This is a genomic window from Paenarthrobacter sp. C1 (assembly GCF_049315185.1).
Classification (GTDB): domain Bacteria; phylum Actinomycetota; class Actinomycetes; order Actinomycetales; family Micrococcaceae; genus Arthrobacter; species Arthrobacter nicotinovorans.
In genome coordinates this window covers 281,161-298,657 of record NZ_CP186052.1, presented here as the reverse complement: position 1 = coordinate 298,657, position 17,497 = coordinate 281,161, and the positions used below count along the sequence as shown (strand labels likewise).

General features: G+C 64.0%; 21 protein-coding genes. 5 read left to right on the top strand and 16 right to left on the bottom strand.

Features of this window, described 5'->3' with window-relative positions:
• Nucleotides 1-55: 55 nt before the first annotated feature.
• Complete coding sequence (locus ACNAOU_RS01470) at nt 56-1,471, bottom strand: PLP-dependent aminotransferase family protein (protein WP_422757858.1); 1,416 nt, start codon at nt 1,469-1,471, stop codon at nt 56-58.
• On the opposite strand from ACNAOU_RS01470, the gene ACNAOU_RS01465 reads away from it, so the two are divergent.
• The 3 genes from ACNAOU_RS01465 to ACNAOU_RS01455 are packed head-to-tail and all read left to right on the top strand — an operon-like array spanning nt 1,470 to nt 3,475.
• Entirely contained in the window at nt 1,470-2,402 is a 933-nt protein-coding gene (locus ACNAOU_RS01465; protein ID WP_422757857.1) for a DMT family transporter, read from the top strand. The genes ACNAOU_RS01470 and ACNAOU_RS01465 overlap by 2 nt on opposite strands.
• 20 nt (nt 2,403-2,422) lie before the next feature.
• Nucleotides 2,423-3,046: an FMN-binding negative transcriptional regulator gene (locus ACNAOU_RS01460; RefSeq protein WP_422757856.1), complete on the top strand. Its 624-nt coding sequence runs from the start codon at nt 2,423-2,425 to the stop codon at nt 3,044-3,046.
• Nucleotides 3,047-3,055: 9 nt separating this feature from the next.
• The gene (locus ACNAOU_RS01455; RefSeq protein WP_413305589.1) at nt 3,056-3,475 is read left to right on the top strand and encodes a VOC family protein; all 420 of its coding nucleotides are present in this window, start codon (nt 3,056-3,058) and stop codon (nt 3,473-3,475) included.
• Here ACNAOU_RS01455 and ACNAOU_RS01450 read toward each other — a convergent pair whose 3' ends face one another.
• Nucleotides 3,476-3,991 carry a GNAT family N-acetyltransferase gene (locus ACNAOU_RS01450; protein ID WP_039239309.1) on the bottom strand — a complete coding sequence of 172 codons (516 nt, stop codon included), beginning with the start codon at nt 3,989-3,991 and terminating at the stop codon, nt 3,476-3,478. It lies immediately after the preceding gene.
• Entirely contained in the window at nt 3,988-4,452 is a 465-nt protein-coding gene (locus ACNAOU_RS01445; RefSeq protein ID WP_039239308.1) for an SRPBCC family protein, read from the bottom strand. Before ACNAOU_RS01445 ends, ACNAOU_RS01450 begins: the two co-directional genes overlap by 4 nt.
• Before the next feature lie 122 nt (nt 4,453-4,574).
• Here ACNAOU_RS01445 and ACNAOU_RS01440 point away from each other — a divergent pair, with 122 nt between their 5' ends.
• Entirely contained in the window at nt 4,575-5,645 is a 1,071-nt protein-coding gene (locus ACNAOU_RS01440; RefSeq protein WP_422758651.1) for an FUSC family protein, read from the top strand.
• 44 nt (nt 5,646-5,689) lie between these two features.
• A complete protein-coding gene (locus ACNAOU_RS01435; protein WP_422757854.1) occupies nt 5,690-6,244 on the top strand; it encodes a TOPRIM nucleotidyl transferase/hydrolase domain-containing protein in 555 nt (184 codons plus the stop codon).
• On the opposite strand, the gene ACNAOU_RS01430 is transcribed toward ACNAOU_RS01435, so the two are convergent.
• The 13 genes from ACNAOU_RS01430 to ACNAOU_RS01370 all read right to left on the bottom strand — a co-directional run bounded on the left by ACNAOU_RS01430 (nt 6,241) and on the right by ACNAOU_RS01370 (nt 17,472).
• Nucleotides 6,241-7,020, bottom strand: a complete 780-nt coding sequence (locus tag ACNAOU_RS01430; RefSeq protein ID WP_018778961.1) for an SDR family NAD(P)-dependent oxidoreductase — start codon at nt 7,018-7,020, stop codon at nt 6,241-6,243. The two genes, ACNAOU_RS01435 and ACNAOU_RS01430, sit on opposite strands and share 4 nt — an antisense overlap.
• A gap of 54 nt (nt 7,021-7,074) precedes the next feature.
• Nucleotides 7,075-8,280, bottom strand: coding sequence for a YcaO-like family protein (locus ACNAOU_RS01425; RefSeq protein ID WP_422757853.1), 1,206 nt, complete (start codon nt 8,278-8,280; stop codon nt 7,075-7,077).
• On the bottom strand, nt 8,270-9,517 hold the full coding sequence (locus tag ACNAOU_RS01420) for an iron-containing alcohol dehydrogenase (protein WP_055977244.1): 1,248 nt from the start codon (nt 9,515-9,517) through the stop codon (nt 8,270-8,272). The genes ACNAOU_RS01425 and ACNAOU_RS01420 overlap by 11 nt, the downstream gene beginning before the upstream one ends.
• Nucleotides 9,514-10,761 (bottom strand): aminotransferase class III-fold pyridoxal phosphate-dependent enzyme, encoded by a 1,248-nt coding sequence (locus ACNAOU_RS01415; protein ID WP_018778964.1) that lies wholly within the window; start codon nt 10,759-10,761, stop codon nt 9,514-9,516. The genes ACNAOU_RS01420 and ACNAOU_RS01415 overlap by 4 nt, the downstream gene beginning before the upstream one ends.
• On the bottom strand, nt 10,754-11,530 hold the full coding sequence (locus tag ACNAOU_RS01410) for a class I SAM-dependent methyltransferase (RefSeq protein WP_018778965.1): 777 nt from the start codon (nt 11,528-11,530) through the stop codon (nt 10,754-10,756). Before ACNAOU_RS01410 ends, ACNAOU_RS01415 begins: the two co-directional genes overlap by 8 nt.
• Nucleotides 11,527-12,615, bottom strand: coding sequence for a hypothetical protein (locus ACNAOU_RS01405; RefSeq protein ID WP_018778966.1), 1,089 nt, complete (start codon nt 12,613-12,615; stop codon nt 11,527-11,529). Before ACNAOU_RS01405 ends, ACNAOU_RS01410 begins: the two co-directional genes overlap by 4 nt.
• Nucleotides 12,608-13,705, bottom strand: a complete 1,098-nt coding sequence (locus ACNAOU_RS01400) for a glycosyltransferase family 2 protein (protein WP_275777435.1) — start codon at nt 13,703-13,705, stop codon at nt 12,608-12,610. Before ACNAOU_RS01400 ends, ACNAOU_RS01405 begins: the two co-directional genes overlap by 8 nt.
• Nucleotides 13,702-15,321, bottom strand: a complete 1,620-nt coding sequence (mpaP, locus tag ACNAOU_RS01395) for a daptide biosynthesis intramembrane metalloprotease (protein ID WP_422757851.1) — start codon at nt 15,319-15,321, stop codon at nt 13,702-13,704. Before mpaP ends, ACNAOU_RS01400 begins: the two co-directional genes overlap by 4 nt.
• On the bottom strand, nt 15,318-16,055 hold the full coding sequence (locus ACNAOU_RS01390) for a hypothetical protein (RefSeq protein WP_018778969.1): 738 nt from the start codon (nt 16,053-16,055) through the stop codon (nt 15,318-15,320). The genes mpaP and ACNAOU_RS01390 overlap by 4 nt, the downstream gene beginning before the upstream one ends.
• A complete protein-coding gene (locus ACNAOU_RS01385) occupies nt 16,052-16,783 on the bottom strand; it encodes an ABC transporter ATP-binding protein (RefSeq protein WP_162239614.1) in 732 nt (243 codons plus the stop codon). The genes ACNAOU_RS01390 and ACNAOU_RS01385 overlap by 4 nt, the downstream gene beginning before the upstream one ends.
• Nucleotides 16,784-16,812: 29 nt before the next feature.
• Nucleotides 16,813-17,004, bottom strand: a complete 192-nt coding sequence (locus ACNAOU_RS01380; protein ID WP_018778971.1) for a hypothetical protein — start codon at nt 17,002-17,004, stop codon at nt 16,813-16,815.
• Nucleotides 17,005-17,095: 91 nt separating this feature from the next.
• Complete coding sequence (locus tag ACNAOU_RS01375; RefSeq protein WP_018778972.1) at nt 17,096-17,272, bottom strand: hypothetical protein; 177 nt, start codon at nt 17,270-17,272, stop codon at nt 17,096-17,098.
• 53 nt (nt 17,273-17,325) lie between these two features.
• The gene (locus ACNAOU_RS01370) at nt 17,326-17,472 is read right to left on the bottom strand and encodes a hypothetical protein (RefSeq protein ID WP_018778973.1); all 147 of its coding nucleotides are present in this window, start codon (nt 17,470-17,472) and stop codon (nt 17,326-17,328) included.
• Between the last annotated feature and the right edge of the window lie 25 nt (nt 17,473-17,497).

The window sequence follows — 17,497 nt, the reverse complement described above, 5'->3', positions numbered from 1 at the left end:
CACACCGCAGCCACCAGCCCCAAGGCGCTCTCCTTGAGGTTGGTGGCTGCGGCTGTTAAAGCCCCGATTGTGCAGCCACTGCCTCGCCGATAATCCGTGCCCCCTCAGGGAATCGACCGGGATTCGGACCGGCGTAGTTGAGCCGGATGTAGGGGCCTTCCGGTTCTGCCGGGAACCACTCGGTCCCGGCCGCAATCAGGACGCCGGCCGCTTCGCAATCCTTGGTGAGCTGCTCGACGTCGAACCCGTCCGGCATCCGCAGCCACAGGTTCAAACCGCCCTTGGGAAGGTGGCTCAGGTGCGCCTGCGGTACGTGCTCGCGGAGGCTGGTGACCAGGAGGTCGCGCCGCGACTGCAGCTGATGGCTGAGTCCGCGGAGGTGCGTTTGCCACGCGGGCTGGGTGACGACTTCGAGCGCTGCCGCCTGCAGCAGCCCGCTGACGTACATCGACTCGGCAGCCTGGGCGCCCATGATCCGTTCACGGGCGGGGCCGCGGGCGATGATCGCAGCCACCCGGATGGATGGCGAGACGCTTTTGGTCAGGGAGCGGATGTAGACGACGTGCCCGGAGTCGTCCTTTGCCGCGACGGGCACCGACGGCGCCGTGATGCCAAAATCGTGGGCCCAGTCGTCCTCCACAAGGAAAGCCCCGTGGCGCTGCACGATCCGCAGCACTTCCTCGCCGCGCTCCGCGGACCACTGGGCGCCCGTGGGATTGGCGAAGTTGGGCTGGGCATAGAAGAGCCTCGCCCCGGATTCCTCGAACGCCCTGTCCAGTTCGTCCGGGTCCGGCCCCTCCGGGCCGCTGGGGACAGGAATGACGTTCACGCCCGCCTGCCCGGCGGCAAGCAGCGCTCCCCAGTAGCTTGGCGACTCCACCAGCAGCGGCTGCCCGTGGCCAACCAGGCCGCGGAAAATCGAACTCAGTCCGCTTTGACTCCCGGGAAGAATGACGACGTCGCTCGGCTGGGGAGGCGTGACGCCCACCGGCGTTGAGGTACTGAGCTCCTGCGCGAACCAGGATTGGAGTTCCGGAAAACCCTGCGCCGGGGGCCGCGACAACGCGGCATCGCCCCGGGCTGCGCGGGTCAGCGCGGCGCGAACCTGCCGCTCCGGGAGGAGTTCCCGAGCAGGATAGCCGGAATGGAAAGCGATGACGTTGTTGGAGGCGCTGCGCATGGCGGCGGAGTTCAATGGCCTGGCGGTTTGGGCCGATCGCAGGGCGGCTGTCTGCCAGCCGTAGTCGGAGGGCCTGGCCGTGCGGTAGGCGCGAACGAACGTTCCCACGCCCGGCCGGCTCTCGATCAGGCCTTGGACGGTGAGGGTTCGCAGCGCTTTTTGCACCGTCACGGGGCTCGCCTGGTACTCCGCGACGAGCTGCCTGGTAGATGGCAGTTTTGCTCCCGGAGCGGCTCCGGCGATCCACTCTTTTACTCGCGAGACGATCCGGGAACTGCTATCGTTGTTCATGAGTCACAATAGTAGCGCTACTACACTTTCGCGGCCAGTGATATCCACCAAGACCTCAACCGGCATCTGGTGGGGGCTCCTCGGCGTCTTCGCATTTTCCTTCACGGTCCCACTGACCCGCGTGGCTGTAGAGGGCATGTCTCCCCTCTTCATCGGAGCCGGAAGGGCAGTGGTTGCGGCCCTCCTTGCCGCGCTGGCACTGGGCTTGACCCGTCAACGCTTCCCCCGCGGCCGTCAATGGTTCCGCTTGGCCGTAGTAGCGGGCGGGATCGTGGCAGGTTTCCCCTTGCTGACGACCTTCGCCCTCACCAGCACCTCTGCAAGCCACGGTGCTGTCGTGATCGCGCTACTGCCCGTCGCCACCGCCACGATAGCGGTGATCCGCGGCAGGGAACGCCCCCGTCCATTGTTCTGGATCCTCACGGCAGTAGGTGTCGTAGCCGCCCTGGTTTTCGCCCTGGTCCAGTCCGGCGGATTCGGCTCCCTGCACTGGGCTGATCTCCTGCTGCTCGGTGCTGTCCTGGCTGCAGCCATCGGCTACGCAGAGGGCGGACTGCTGGCCCGTGAATTGGGCGCCTGGCAGACCATCTCCTGGGCATTGGTGGTGGCCTCCCCCGTCATGATCGTGCTGACACTGGTCTCGCTGGGTTCCGGAATGCCCGCCGCGTCACCCGTCCAGTGGTTGTGTTTCGCCTACCTGGGGGTCGTGAGCATGTTCCTGGGCTTCTTCGCCTGGTACCACGGACTCGCGATCGGTCCCATGGCCCAGGTCAGCCAGATCCAACTGGTCCAACCCGTCATGAGCATCGCGTGGGCCGGGCTGTTGCTGGGCGAGCCGATGACGTGGACCACCGTTGTGGGCGGACTGGCCGTGATCCTCTGCGCGGGAGCCGCTGTCCGCGTAAGGCTCAACCCGCCGTCGAAATCCTGAACGCTTGAAAGGAAGAAAACATGTACACCCCAGCGCATTTCGCGGCATCCGATGAGGCCATGGCCAATCTGCTCAATCACGGCGGGGCCGCCAACCTTGTCACCATGACGCCGCACGGGCTGCTCGCCACCCTCCTGCCCTTCGTGTACGAACCGGCGGTCGGTGAGCACGGGGCGCTGCAGGCCCACATGGCCCGGAACAACACCCAATGGTCCTCCCCCGTTACCGGTGAAGCCCTGATGATCGTCCAAGGCGCGGACGCGTACATTTCGCCCTCGTGGTACGCGTCGAAAGCCGAGCACGGCCGTGTGGTGCCAACCTGGAACTACTCCACAGCGCATGTCTACGGTGAGCTTGTTGTTCATGACGACGCCGAATGGCTGGGCCGGCATGTCCGTCGCCTCTCCGGGCAGCACGAGGCCGGCATGCCCCGGCCGTGGACGGTGGATGAAGCACCCGAGCGGTTCATTGCCGGACAACTGAGGGCGATTGTCGGCGTCGAACTTGTGATTACCCGAGTGGAGGCGAAGGCCAAACTCAGCCAGAACCGTACTCCAGCGGATGTTGACGGCGTGATTGCCGGGCTCCGTGCCTCCGGCGACGCGGCGAGCGCGGCGGATGTGGAACGGGCGCGGACCTCGTAGACTCGGCGCATGCGTGAGGAAACTGCCCAATCCCCGGGGCCTGTCGGCTCGATCCACCATCTGGAAATCTGGGTGCCGTTCCTTGAACGCGCCAGGGAAGAGTGGGGTTGGCTCCTGGGCCAGCTCGGCTACGAGTCGTTCCAGCAGTGGCCCACCGGGTGCAGTTGGAAGCTCGGCGGGACGTACGTGGTGGTGGAACAGACCGATGCCATCACGGGTACGGCCCACCGCCGGACCGATCCCGGGGTCAACCACGTGGCCTTTCACGCAGGCACGCGGGAGAACGTGGACAGGATCCGGTCGCTCGGCGCGGACGCGGGCTGGTACGAGATGTTCGAGTCCAAGTATCCGCATGCCGGCGGTCCGGACCACTACGCCGCCTACCTGCTTAACACCGACAGCTACGAGGTTGAACTCGTAGCTGAATAATTACACCGGAGGAACAGCAGGACGCCACATCGCCACCCGCGGCCAACGGGTCAGCCCCAACTGTGCCTCGTGTTCCATGAGGTGCGTGAGCTCCGGACCCCAGCTGCCGGCGTCGAGCACTTCAAAACCAAGCCGACGATAGTACGGAGCGTTCCAGGGCACATCCCGGAACGTGCTCAATGTTTGCCGTTGCATGCCGTGGCCGCGCGTCCAGATCCGCGCGGCGTGCAGCAGTTCGTGGCCGATGCCCTGATGTGCGTAGTCGGGGTGGACGCTGACCTGCTCCACGTGGCCGTTTCCATCGACGACGTCGGCCAGCAAGTACGCCACCGGATAGTCGAGTCCGTCGACGTACACCCAAGCACGTCCGGCTGCCGCGTAGGCGCCCAACGTTTCCACGGGAAAAGGCTCGTCGTCCGCGATCTGGTCCATGCCGAGCTGCCGGAAAGTCTCCCCCGCGGCGCGCTCGATGTCCTGCATCATCTGCAGGTCGTCCGAGTGGGCCAGCCGGATCATTGCCGTGCGTCCAGCGCGGGAGGAGCCACCAGGAATTTATTACGTTCTTCAATGAGGTTCTGCATGTACCGGGCGAGGACCAGCTTTTCCGCCAGCCGGCCCAGCGGTCCGAACGGCGCCGCGAATTCGATGGTGTCCACCATCAGTGTCCCGCTGCCCTCGGGCCGGAACTCATGCGTGTGGCGGAGGTACTTGAAGGGGCCCTTCACCTGTTCGTCAGAGAACGACGCCGGAGCCTCCATCCGCACGATGCGGCTGGTCATGCGGAACCGGACTCCCAGGTGCCAGGCCTGCCAGGTGACGGTCTCGCCTTCCGAGATCAACCCGGACGTCACCCCGGCGATGGCTTTCTCACGACTCTTGGTCATCGACCCCACGTGGGCGTCGATGTTCCGTGACAGGTCGAACAGCTCCTGCGGCGACATGCTGGAGCGGGTGCGGCAAACGAAGGCGACAGGCATACCTCGATCTTCCCAGACGTTCCCGGTTCGGCATGCCCCGGTTCACTACGGGTTGTGACCGGGCTTATGGCGGCGTACGGACAGCCCTGATAATTTCGAAAGCAAACCCTGAATGATTGGTGGTGTTCCCTGTGCCCGCACTTCTGATGCACGCCCGCGAACTCCACCGTCTTGGCCCGGCGAACAACGATCGTCTTTCCGCCCTAAGGGTCGCCCTGAGCGTTGCGCTGCCTGGGCTCTTCCTGATCCTCGTCGGCCGCCCCGACCTCATGCTGTACGCAGTTTTCGGTGCGCTCACGGGGATGTACGGCCGCAACGAGCCCCACCAACTCCGGCTCAAGCACCAGGCACAGGCCGCGTTGATCCTGGTGGGCGGACTTACGATCGGCGTTTTCCTGTCCGTGAACCACATCCATTCGTGGTGGCTGGTGCTGGTGGCTACCCTGTTTGCCGGTGCCGGGTCCCTGTACTCGGACCGCGTCCGCCTCAAACCGATCGGACCGTTCTTCGGCATCCTCGCGTTGGGCGCCTGCGCTTCCGTCCCCACCAGCGTGCCCTTCTCGACGGCGGTACTCATCGGAGCTGCCTCGGCTGCCTTCTCCTTGGTGGTCGGTTTCGCCGGCTGGTTCCGGCGCCGCACCTGGGTGGCCGGTGCTGCGCGGGAAGCCCCTGCCCTCCGGGGCGCGCTTCGCCATGCAGCCCTGGTCCATGCCGCGCGCTACTCCTTGGCGGTGAGCGCGGCCGGGGCCATCGGTGTTCTGAGCGGCAGCGGCCACCCGCACTGGGCCATGGCTGCAGCCGCAGTGCCGCTGGCCGGTGCCGACCTCCCAAGCCGCGTCCACCGGGGCATCCACCGCATTGTGGGGACGTTCCTCGGGTTGGCGGTGGTCGCCGTCGTCCTCTTCCCTGGTCCGTTGTCGCCACTGCAGTACTTCCCCGGCCATTCCGCCCTGGTCCTGGCTGTCGTGGTGATGCTCTGCCAGTTCCCCACGGAGCTGTTCATGGCCCGGCATTACGGCTGGGCGATGGTGTTCTTCACGCCGGTAGTCCTGCTGATCGCGCAGCTTGCGGCTCCGATGGACCCGGGTGTGCTGGTGATGGAACGCGCCATTGAGACGTTCATAGGTGCAGTAGTCGGAATCTCTGTGGCGGTGTTCGTGCGGAAGCCGCGCACCAAGGCACTCCCGGCCTGACATCCACGGGCCCCGTCTTCAGCTGCCTGCGGCATACTGGTTCAATGCAGGCGACGACTGTCCTGGTCGAAGGCGAAAGCGACCGGCTCGCGGTCGAGATGCTCGCGCGCCGTCGCGGATATGACCTGGACGCGGCGCATGTATCGGTGGTCCCCATGGGAGGCGCCACCAGCATTGTCCGTTACCTCGATATTTACGGCCCGGCCGGCGCAAACCACCGGCTCCTTGGGCTGTGCGACGAGGGCGAGTCCCGTGGCGTTGCCCGCGCGCTGGGCCGGGCCGGACTCGGCGCGAGCCCCTTGGACGAACTCGGATTCCAGGTTTGCCGTGCTGATCTTGAGGACGAACTCATACGCTGCCTCGGCATTGATGCCGTGCTCCGTGTCATCGACGCCCAGGGTGAGCTGGCGTCGTTCCGGCTGCTCCAACGCCAGCCTTCGCAACGAGGACAACCGGTTCCGTCGCAACTACGCCGTTTCTTTGGTGGACGCAGCGGGAACAAGATCCGCTACGCGCCCCTGTTGGTGGCAGCCCTGCCAGCGGGCCAAGCTCCGGATCCACTCGCGCGGCTTGTCGACGCGTTGGCGAACGGGAGTTAGGGCTCCAGCGGCCGGCGCGGTGGTCCGGCGGTCAGCTTTGCCGGAAGAACGCGAGCGAAGAAGCTGACCACTTTGTACCGTTTGGTGGGGATGGAAACGCCCTTCCCCTTTGCGTTGTCCTCCAGGCCTTCCCGCACCACACGCTCCGCGGTGAGCCACAGGAAGCGGGGGGCCACCGATTTGTCCATGCCCATGCGGTCGTGGAATTCGGTGTGGGTGAAGCCCGGGCAGACGGCGGTGACCAACACCCCGGACTTGGCGTACGTGGTGTTGGCCCAACGGCTGAACGTCACCTGCCATGCCTTGGCTGCGGAGTAGGTGCCCCGGTTGGCGAAGGCGGCAACACTGGCCACATTGATGATCCGGCCCTTGCCGCGGGCCAGCATCACTTCCAGCGCGGCATGGCACAGTTCCATGGGCGTTTGGACGTGCAGCCTCAAATGGCGGCGTTCCTCGGCCAATTCGTTGTCCTCGAACGACTTCAAGAGCCCCACTCCGGCGTTGTTGATCAGCACATCCACCGGCCTCGCAGCGTCCCGGAGGCGGTCCGCCACAGCCGAAACGCCGACGTCGGTGGTCAGGTCCGCGGGCAGCACCTCTGCCAGGATGCTGAAGTCGCGTTCAAGCTCCGCGGCTTTTTCCTTCAACCGCTGCTCGTCCCTTGCCACCAAAACCAGGTGGTGTCCCGACTCGGCGAGCTGACGGGCGAACTCGGCACCGAGCCCGGCAGTTGCTCCAGTAACAAGTGCGGTGAGTTCATTGGCTCGAGTCGTCATGGCCCAAGACTAGCCCCCGCTCCTTACCAGCAGGCCCCGATCGACGCAGGGTTCCTAGATGAAGGGATGCGGGAGCACGTTTGCTTGCAGGCCGCCGGGTCCGGACAAGCTGCCACGGTGGAGGACGTTCCATTCCAGGGCATCGGACATGCGCAGTGGCTGCAACGTGTCGCAGAAGATTTTCACCACACACCAGCCCATGTCCCGGATGGCTGGCGGAAGGCGCGGCGTCAGGTCAACCACTGTGTGCTCCGGCAGGCTCTCCAGCCATGCGGCGTTTTTTCCCTTGACGTGCGGCGGCTCCGCGGCTCCGGCAAACCGCTCTGCCCGGGGTATACGCGCCAGCCACCCACGGATGCGCCCAATGCTGGCGTCCGAGGCCCAATACCGCGCTCTGTCCATCTCGTTCGCAACCGGCAGGGACACGGCCTTTTCGCCCTCGAAACTCTTCATATTGATGAGCAACGACCTGATCTGAAGCGACTCCTGGACGGCCCGGAGTACTCCGATGGAAGGGTCCCGTTCCAGTCCGAGGCCCGCCCCCACAACCCCCTGAACGCCGTCAATGGCCACCACCATCCATACCGCGTGGCCGTGTGGCTCTTCAAGCCGGATGACTTCCAGCTCCACACCCTGGGCGGCTGCCACGGAGCCAAGGTCCAGGGCCTGCCGGCCGAACGCCTCATCACGCAGGGCGTACCGCCGGGCTCCTTCCGGTTGTGCCCAACCCAGCATCGCCGAGCTCCGTTCGATGATCTCCTTCGCGGCAGAATTGGCCGCCGAGGTCAGATCAACGCCGGCTGCGGTTCCGGAAGGGCCGGGGTCAAAAAGGTCTGTCACGCCGGGCAGCGGCGGAAAGTCAACCGCGGCCGCAGGGACAGCAACGGCCTCCGTCGCGCCATCTCCGCTGTACCTTGTTCCTGTATAGAGAGGCAGATCCGTCGCTACGGAAATGTCGCCCCACGACGCACCGCGGGGAGCCATCGGAAATCCGTCGCCGGCAGGCAGTTTTGTCCCGGGAATGAGAGCACTGCGCTCAACAGCTTCGCCGGCGGCACGGGCAAGGGTAGGCGCACGCCGGATTCCGGCCGCGCCAACCCAGCTCATGTCGATTCCGGCGTCCGCCTCATCGGGTCGTTCCTGACCAATATCCACTGCGACGGTCCAGAGCAGGTTCGTGGACCCGTCGGGACGGAGCACACGGACGCTGCGGGCAAGCCCGTTCGCAGGATTCAGTGTCTGCTGATAGTCAACGGCCATATGAATCGCTCCCTGTTTGCTGCAGGCCGGCTTGCTGGAAATTGGCAGGGGACAAGGCAGCCGCAAAGAGATCCACGAGCTCCCCATGTCCCACTGCCCGCTTCATGGGACGTCCACGGCCGAAGCGTCCAAGGGTCCTGGTGGCCAAGGAATCGGCCAGATCGTCCACCTGCATTCCGTCTCCGCCGGCCAGTCCGCCGACCAAGGCACCGCCGTCGGGCCCCTTCAGTGTTGCGGTCACCGCAGCGGCGGCTCCAACGGAAACCAGGGGCCAGAGCTCGTCCAGTTTCCGCTGGTTTCCCCATGCTGCCTTCCCGTTGCCTACAGCTTCCAACCAGGGCCGCAGCAGGAGCGCGGAGGCTTGGTTCTTGCGCAAACCCAAAGCCATGGACAGCTCGTTGGCCGGAAACCAGAGCGACGACGGCGCGGGGCCACGTCCGCGCAAGGACCAACCAGCGTGCGATTCGGCGCTCAGCAGGGCAGCATCCACTCGTTCAGACGGGGACAACCGGAAGTCCGTCTTCTGCCCGGCCGCCAAGTGTTCTCCTGCCTCCGCAAGGAGCCAGCTGCCCTGCGCATCGGAGTAGGCCAGGTCCGGGGTCCCCTCAACAAGGGACGTCAGGAGCCGGACTGCCGGTTCCAGGAGGCCTTCGGCAATGAGCCAGGGCGGCGCTTCAAGGAATTCCGGATCATAAGCGACTGCCGAGGTTTTCAGTCCCTCCAGCAGGACAAGGCTCTTGGCACGGAATCCGCCGTGACCGTCGGCCGGCCCAGCGGATTCGAAGCAGGCGCCTGAGGTGACCTCGGACCCGGTGCCAAAGGTAGTGGGTATGGCGGACACTTCGATGTGGCTACTGAGCGGCCGGGGCAGGACCACCACGCCGGCAGGGCCACCGCTACGGGTCACAACTGATTCCACCAACGGATCCGCCGCCATGGACACCGCCAGCTTCGCGAAGTCCATGGTGTTTCCGCCTCCAACGCTGAGGACACGCTCCACTCCGCGCTCCCGAAGCCTGCGGCCGAACCCGGCTGCATGTTCTGCGCTGACCACCGGCGGAGCAGTTTCCAGCCACAGGAATCCTCCGGCCAAAAGTCTCTCGGCCCGACCCATCACGGCAGGGTCCACCACCAATACCGACTTGGTGTCGCGGAAACCGGCAGCCAGATGGCGGGCGGACCCCGCTCCTGCAATCTGCAATGGGGTGGGAGGCCTGCTGACGGGAGCAGGGATCACGCCGGCTTCCCGGCCACGTAGTCCTCCACAACGCTGTGGATCCGTGAGAAGAGCACATCCAGCTCCTCGTCGGGATAGTTGAGGGCCGGAACGAATTGCAGTGCCCCCGGAGAAGGCTGGACAATCGCCCCGCGCCGGCGGCACTCGCCCACCAGCTCGAACACCTTGTCCGTTCCGATGAGTTCCCCCGCCCCATCAAACAGCTGGACCGCCCGGAACGCTCCCAGGCCAAATCCCTTGACCCGTGGGGACAATCCCTCCAGGGTGCTGACAAATTCGGCCAGCTTCTTCCCCACACGGGCTGCCGACTCTTCGATGTCCAACCGCTCGATTTCATCCAGTGTCGCCACAATCGCTGCACAGGACTGCGGCGATCCGGCTTGGGTCTCACCATGCCAGAAGACTTGCTGGGCCTGGTCGAACGAGTCCACTACGCGGCGCCCCAGGAGGAGCGCAGACGCTGCACAGGTGCCGTTGGTCAGGGCCTTGCTCACCACCATCACGTCCGGTTGCGGCCAAAGGTGGCTGGCGAATTTCGGTCCCGTTCTATGGAAACCGGTAGCCACCTCGTCGGCAACAACAAGGAAACCCTCGGACTCCCGGAAAGCGTAAACAGCATCAACGATTTCCTGTGGAACAGGTAAGGTTCCGGAGCCAAGAACGGGCTCCATGATGACTGCTGCCACTTCCGGGCCAAACCTCTTCATCACGATTTCCAAGGCATTGACATCGTCGTACGGGATCTTGATGTTGAGCCGTTGGTCCACTTGATAGACGTCCTGGAAGAGATAAGACCCGGTCACGGCCATAGCCCCCATGGTCACTCCGTGGTAACTGCCTGTAAAGCTGATCACGCGGCGGCGTTTTGGGTTACCGGCGATGTCGTGGAACTGCCGGCTGAGCTTCACCACGGCGTCAAGAGCGGAACTGCCGGACGTTGAATAGAAGACCGATGCGTATTCATGGGGCCGTGCGAATTCCAGGAGCCGCGCGGCCGCTTCGCGGGAGTAAGCACTACCCCTGCGGAATATGGGCAGGGTAGCCGCGTGGAGGTTCGCGTGGTTGATCGCTTCGGCCACCGCCAGGTTGCCGTAGCCCAGGCTGGCATTCCACAGGCCGCTGATCCCGCAGAGCGCTTCACTGCCGTCGGAGAACGTAACGGTGTTACCGCGGGCCGTGACGGCCTCCGCATTGCCCCAGTCCTTCGATGGCAAGTAGAACTCGAAGTAATCCCCGCTACCCATGCGTGTGGCCCTCCTTGATACCGGCACCCGCAGCTGAAGCATGGGCCCTGAAAAGTTTGTAATTGCCGATGGCATCTGCGCGGTTCCGCGGGCCAACATCGAATGCTGCTGCCACAGCAAACCCGGCAGCACCCAGTTCCGCCCTGAACTCAGCCTCGGTCAGCAAATGGGTTGTCACGGAATACTCCGCCACCCGTTCCCCGGCGTCATTCCGTTCCACCAGCTTTGAGGTGAACGTCCCGGCAGTGACATCAAAAGATTCCTCGATGGCCAGCTGAGGGGAAACCTCGTGCACGTAGAAGTCACTTCCCCCCAGCTCGGGGGTCCGCAGGGAAATCAGGAGCTCCCCGCCGGGAAGCAGCCATCGTTGGATGTCGCCCAAGAGCGAGCGGCGTTGGTCCGCGTCAAAGAGGCAAAGGGAGGTAGTCCCCAGAATCACGGCGTCGAACTGGTCCGTCAGCTCCAACCGCAGGATGTCGGCCAGGACCGCGTCCACTTTTGCTGCGTTCTTGACCCGCTCCGGCTTGGCCAGTTCCTCCTGCAGGATGGACAGGAGCTCAGCCGAATTGTCCACTGCGGTCACCGATCTGACAAACGGCAGGACGGCCAAGGTTATCCGCCCGGAACCTGCCGCCAGTTCAAGCACCCGCGCGTCCTTGCCCCGGAGGCAGCGGATGATCTCCCGCAGCTCCGAGCTGTCAGACTGAACAATCGCATGGTAGAGCTCTGCGCCCCGTCCGGTGTATAATGTTGCCGGCTTCCCGCTCATGTGACGATGACCGGAACAATGGTCAGGGCAGGGTTCACCGGGACGGCCACCGCGGGGATTCCGGGCGTCTCCGTTTCAGGAGCAATGGCGAGGTGCTCGAAAAGCTTCTGCAGTTCTTTGCTCCGGCGGATCTGTGCCGCCGGAGAAAGGTCCTTGCCTGAGAGCTTCAGGCCCAGCCGCGCCTGAAGTTCCTGGCTCGGCTCCGCAGCAGACAGGACACACTCCACCACTTCGGCCACATCCTTGGGAACCTTGCTGAGCTTTCCCGTGCTGAGGTCCGTCAGGTAGTACGCGTCTTCAGCGACCAGCACGTAAACACTGTCGCGCCGAGACCGCTCACCCGGGGTTTCTCCCTGGACCAGCCGGAAACCGAACCCTGCCACCTGGACGCCGGCGGGGAAACGACTCTGCGCAGCGCGGAGGACTTTGGCCGCGCCAAAAAAGCGCCCGATACCAGGGTTATCCGCAAGCAGCCGGGCGTTGTCTTCACCGGCTACGGGGGCGGATGTCCGGCAGCTGTCGCCGGATACCTCCACTGATCCGCCGGCCGGACCGGAAAGCAGCTCCGATCCCCCCTCGGCCACGTAAAGGCGGGCCGGGTCAGTCCCCAGCCGTCCGCTGTTCTGCCAGAACTGCTGGTCCAGGACCGTCACCAACTGCGTCAGGAGAAACCGTGGAAACACCCCGGACGCGAAGGCAGTATCGGCGTCGGCTGCAGCAGCTTCGCGGTCTGCATCCTCATCAAGTGAGAAAACTGTGGGACACGAGATCGCGACATAGGGCGCAGTTGCATACCCCTCCAGCTGGAGGACAAAGCTGTCACCGATCCCGATTTCGCCACCGTTGGTGGAGAACTCACCGCTATAGCCGACGACGGTCGACGTCGTCAGGGATTTGGCTGTCTCAACCTGCGATTCCTCGACGAACACGAGCGAGGTGCCCGACGCCGGCAACAGCCGCATCCGCTCCTCGTCCACGTCCCCCACCATCAATGCGTCCCGGATACCGGGGCCGGGGCGTCCTCCTTCAAGCCACAAACGCAGGCGTTCTGACATTGCGGGCTCCGCCAACAACTCTTCACTCATGATTCCCCCTCTTGGATTGTGCATTCTTCATCTGCTCGCCTATGCCCCCGCACCGGAGCGACACTCCGGATTCCAGGCGCCCCACCGCTTCGGGGAAGCGCGTCCTCAGGACCCGTTGCATCGCCTGGCGATGACCACGGCTGACAACAGGAGCTGCGATGCCCACCAACCAACCATCGTGACCACCAGGGAATGCACCCACAGTGAACGCCATGTGCGGCGCGGTTGAAACTGAGGGGCCCGGGCGTTCTGCCGTTTCCTCCGGCAGGCAGCCGCCAGACCCGTTGTTCGCCAACGGCAACATCACCAGCGGGTCGAGGTCGATCTCCCCTGCCCAGCGGAGGAAGTCCGCGGCAAATACTTCGGCCAGTCTCGCCTGGGACCAGTCTTCAACCGCGGCCCGGGCCGCTGACGCACTGGCAGTTCCCGCCAAAGGAACCACCAAGTGGTGGTCCAAGGTGTGCCGGCGGGTCGTCCCGGAAATGGACACAACCGCCGTCGTTTCATCCACGGGCTGAAGGCCGGCCCCTCGGGAACTCATACGCCACCAAAGGTCCCAGTCCTCCAGTCCCCTGGCTGCTCTGCGCCAGCCGCCGGCCGCCGTGAGGACAGGCATCCTGTGCGCCACACGGGAAGGCTCCGCGTAGGGATCCACCACGGCAAGTTCCGGATGCCACAGCAGGCTGCGTCCGCCGAGAATGGTTGACGAGCCGTCGTCATGGCGATAATCCCCACCGCTGGCCGCCCACTCTGCACCAGAGTCCAAGACCGACCCCAGAACCGCCAAGTGGTCCTCCCGCCACACATCGTCGTGGTCAATGTAGGCCACGTACCCCTGGCCGGCTTGCCCGCACAGCCGGTTTCGCACCAACCCGGGATCGCCCGTGTGGGCCAGCCGCACTAACTTCACACGGCTGTCGGCGCGTGCGAACCCGGCGACGATGTCGTCCGTATCATCTGTTGAACCATCAGAGCCAACAAGTAGTTCGAAGTCTCCCCTGGTTTGTTTCAGGACACTCTCAATGGTTGCCGCTATCGGAGCCGAGCGGTTATAGGCGGGGCAAATAACCGTAAACCTCGGGCGGATCATGGGCCGACCGCCCTTGCTCCCAGATTGGCCACCCACTGGGCGATTGTCTGGCCGGGGACCTGCCATACTGCCGTGCCGGTGCGGGGCGCCGTGCCGGCATAGTCCAGCCGGACGCACAGGGCGTCCAGGGTCAGGTCCGACTCCTTGACGGCAACCGTTGCTGCCAGGGGAACCGTACACGGCTCGGGATCGCCGGCGGCTGTCGCCGTCCCGATCCTGCTGCCCGGCACAAGCCCTGGCCCGAACAGGTCAACTGTCCCGCCCGTTGCTCCAGCGGATCCTCCCAGGACCACGAACCTGGGCCCATCACCATCACTGTAAAGGCCGCCGCGAACGTTGTTGGGGAACGGAACAACGACCACCAGTGCCACTGCGGCAAGCAACAGTGCAGCGCCATAGACCGTTACAGGACCCTTGGCGATGCCGGATTTCCGCAGTCCGACCATATGGCCGATCCCCCTCAGCAGCAGCCAAACGACAAGTCCACCTGCCAGGAACAACTGGATCCACGCTGCAACTTTCCCCCATGACGCCAGGTAGCTTCCAGCAGCGGCCACCACTCCAATAAGGATCAAGAGTGGGAAAACGATGCACAGGAATCCGAAGATCAGCCGCTTTGGGGACGCCGGGGCCTGGCTCGGGGATCCCTGACGGAAGATCAAGCCTCTGGTCCATGCCTGGAACTCTGCCATGCAGCTCGCCCGGAGGTTTGGCTTGTCGAGGTATCCCACCAACGCGATGTACCCGTCCAACTTCACGAAGGGGATCAGGTTCAGCAGCCCGTAGAGGAAACACAACACACTAAAGGCCGCGGCAAGGGTGGCAAGGTCTCTGGGCAGAACAAAGGAGAGGACCCCGGCAATTGCACCCAGATTTCCTTGGGCTGCGATGCCCGCCAAGGCAACCTTGGCGCGATCAGCAGGCTTGAGGTTCCACGCATCCGTTACATCACAGAAGAAAGCAGGAACCAAATAGAACAGCATGAAACCGACGCGGTGCGAACGGCCACCGAAAGCGACCAACGTCGCCGCGTGGGAAAACTCATGAATGAAGACGGCAAGGTACAGGGCCACCAAAAGCCAGAGGTAGCCAGTCACCGTCGTGGTGTCATGAAGGGCGCTTCCCTGGTCCATGAGCAGCACGGCCACGGCAGCCACACCCACACCGTTGAGGGCGGCGACAGTCCACCAAAAGCCGGAAGAACGAATGATCCGCCGGGTCCAGGGCATGCGGCCAAGCAGCCACGATGGGTCCAGAAGGGTCAGCTGGATGGAAAATGGCTTTCGGAACTGCAGGCGCCGGACCGGAGACACGTCCAGCCGGGCCAGTGCCGGGTTCTTTGCCAGCGTGTCCAGCAGCAGTTGCACTTCTGCCGCCGTCAGCTGCGAACGATCGGTCTTGGTCTGGCCACTCTGCGTCCCGCTGCCGGCACGTATCCGTTCCGCGATACCGTGGGCATCCACGTCGGGCAATGCTTGCTGGGCTTCGCGGACGATTTCTCCGAGGGCCTGCGGCAGACGCAGGACCGGACCTGCAGCGGTGCTGATGAGGATCCGCCCGCTCTCGTCCTGCTCGGAGAGCCGGATCTGGCTGAGCCACTGATACTGGCTGCTCACAGGAGGTCCGTTCGTCTGAGCCGGATCCCCGCGGCGGCAAACAGGACCACCAGCCATCCCAAATAGACGGCATAACCGGCACCTACTGGAAGCGTGTCAAAGGTGGCCGAGGCATCAAGGGTCATGGCTTGGCCCGCGCCGCCGGGCAGGAACTTGCCCGCGGCAGGAAGAATGTTGATCAGATTCGGTTCCAAGACCAGCGTCCACGCGACCAGGGCGATAACCACGGGCAGGGACTTCCTGCCCTGCCAGGCGATGAAATGACCAAGGTAGGCCGCGAAGATGATGGTGAAGAACACTCCGGCCAGGGTTGCGCGGCCGTCGCCGTCGAGGACAAAGTGGCCGCCCTTCGAGGAAACGGCAACCATGGCGACCACCACCACTGAAACTGTTCCTGCAACCGCGAAGGCAATCGCGGGAACCGCCAAGGCAAAGGCCCGCAGGGACAGCAGTCGCACAGCGCCGCCTGAGAGGAATGCACTCCGGCCGATGGACGCATTGCCAAAATCACGCGTGACGCTGATGGCCCCGAAAATCATGGAAAAGAGGCTGGCACCGAAACCGAGGCCCACCAGTGCCGCGGTGGCCTTCTCTGAAGCACCGGGGGCAGCGAGTCCCGCATCGAAACCCGTGGACGTGCCATATGCAGCCAGGACATTGAGCACCAGGGCTGTCAGGAGCAGGATGGGAAGTGACCATCCCCTGGTCAGGCGGAAAACTTCGGCGCGTATCACGAAGCGTCACCCTTTCCAGCACTGGAGGCTTTGTCCAGGGTGTTCTCCGAGCCATCATGGACGAGGGAGAGGTACCAGCGTTCCAAGTCGGCATCCCCAAGTTCGGGAACAGGGCCGTCATAGCGTTGGGTCGTACGGACCACAATTGCCCTGTCCGCCAACCGCCGGACTTCCGAAAGATTGTGGCTGGAAATGAGGGTCGTTTGGTTGCGGGCGGTGCGTTCTTCGATTTTTATTCGAAGCCAGCGCGTCGATTCGATGTCGAGTCCGTTCATGGGTTCGTCCAACACCAGGACATCGGGCCCACCCATCATGGCAGCCGCCAAGGCTGCCCTCTGCCGCTGGCCTGTGGACAGCTTACGGACCCGCCGCCCCATGAACTCCGTCAGATCAAAGTCCTCGGCAACCGCGGCGACGGCGCCGCGTCCCAGGTTTTGGGCCATCGATTCGATAGTCAGGCAGTCCCGGACAGTAAGGTCCGGCGGGAGGCCGGCAGGGTCAAAGACAAAGCCAAGCGTCTTGCCCGGCTCCTTCACCGCCCCGGGATCCTGGTTGAAGATCCGGACGCTTCCCTCTGTGGGCCGCATCAGACCGCACAAGATCTTCAAAAGCGTGGATTTCCCCGCCCCGTTGGGGCCCAGAAGCCCCACACACTCACCCCGGCCCAAGCCGAAGGTGACGCCTGAAACTCCCGTTTTTTGGCCGTACCTTTTTTCAACGCCTGTCATCGAAACGATGGGCTCCACTGGCATGGTTGTCAGCTGCGCTTTCTTAGGAGTCCGATGAAGATGCCCAGCACAACAAGCAAGATCATGCCAATAGCCAAGGTGAGGCCGAAAAGCACTGGCTGGTTTCCGGTTGCCGCGAGCATCGCGGTGAGGCCGCCCATGATGGCAACCAATGCACCAAGTACGGCGATGAGCGGGATGAATGCCTTGCTTTGAGTCATTCGCGTCGTCACTCTTTCTGCAGATTGATGTTTGGACAATGCCTGTGGGGGCCGAATCACAATGCCCGGCCCCCACAAGTACTGTCATTTCCTAGGTGATGGCTACGCCGATGCCGATGCCGCCGGCGACAACGCCTGCAGCACCGACTCCGATCGCCACGCCGCCGAAGAATTCTCCCCAGTTCCAAGCCGCGTCAAGCGACTCCAAGGGTTCAATTCCGGCAACGAGGGCACTGAATTCGCTGTTCACATCAAGAGTGGTTTCCATTTCACCTCCCCATAGGCTTCATGTCTGACGGTCTGGAAGGTCAATCTCCTGTGTCAGGTGATCGCAACGCCGATGGCGATTCCGCCGTAAATCAGGCCGCCGCCAACAACTGCGCCTACGCCGATTCCGGCAACCCACTCGCCCCAGCCGGGTGCGTCGAGTTCATCAAGCTGCTCAATCTGAGCCAGTTGGTTCTCCATATTTTTTACCTCCCCCCAAAGAGAT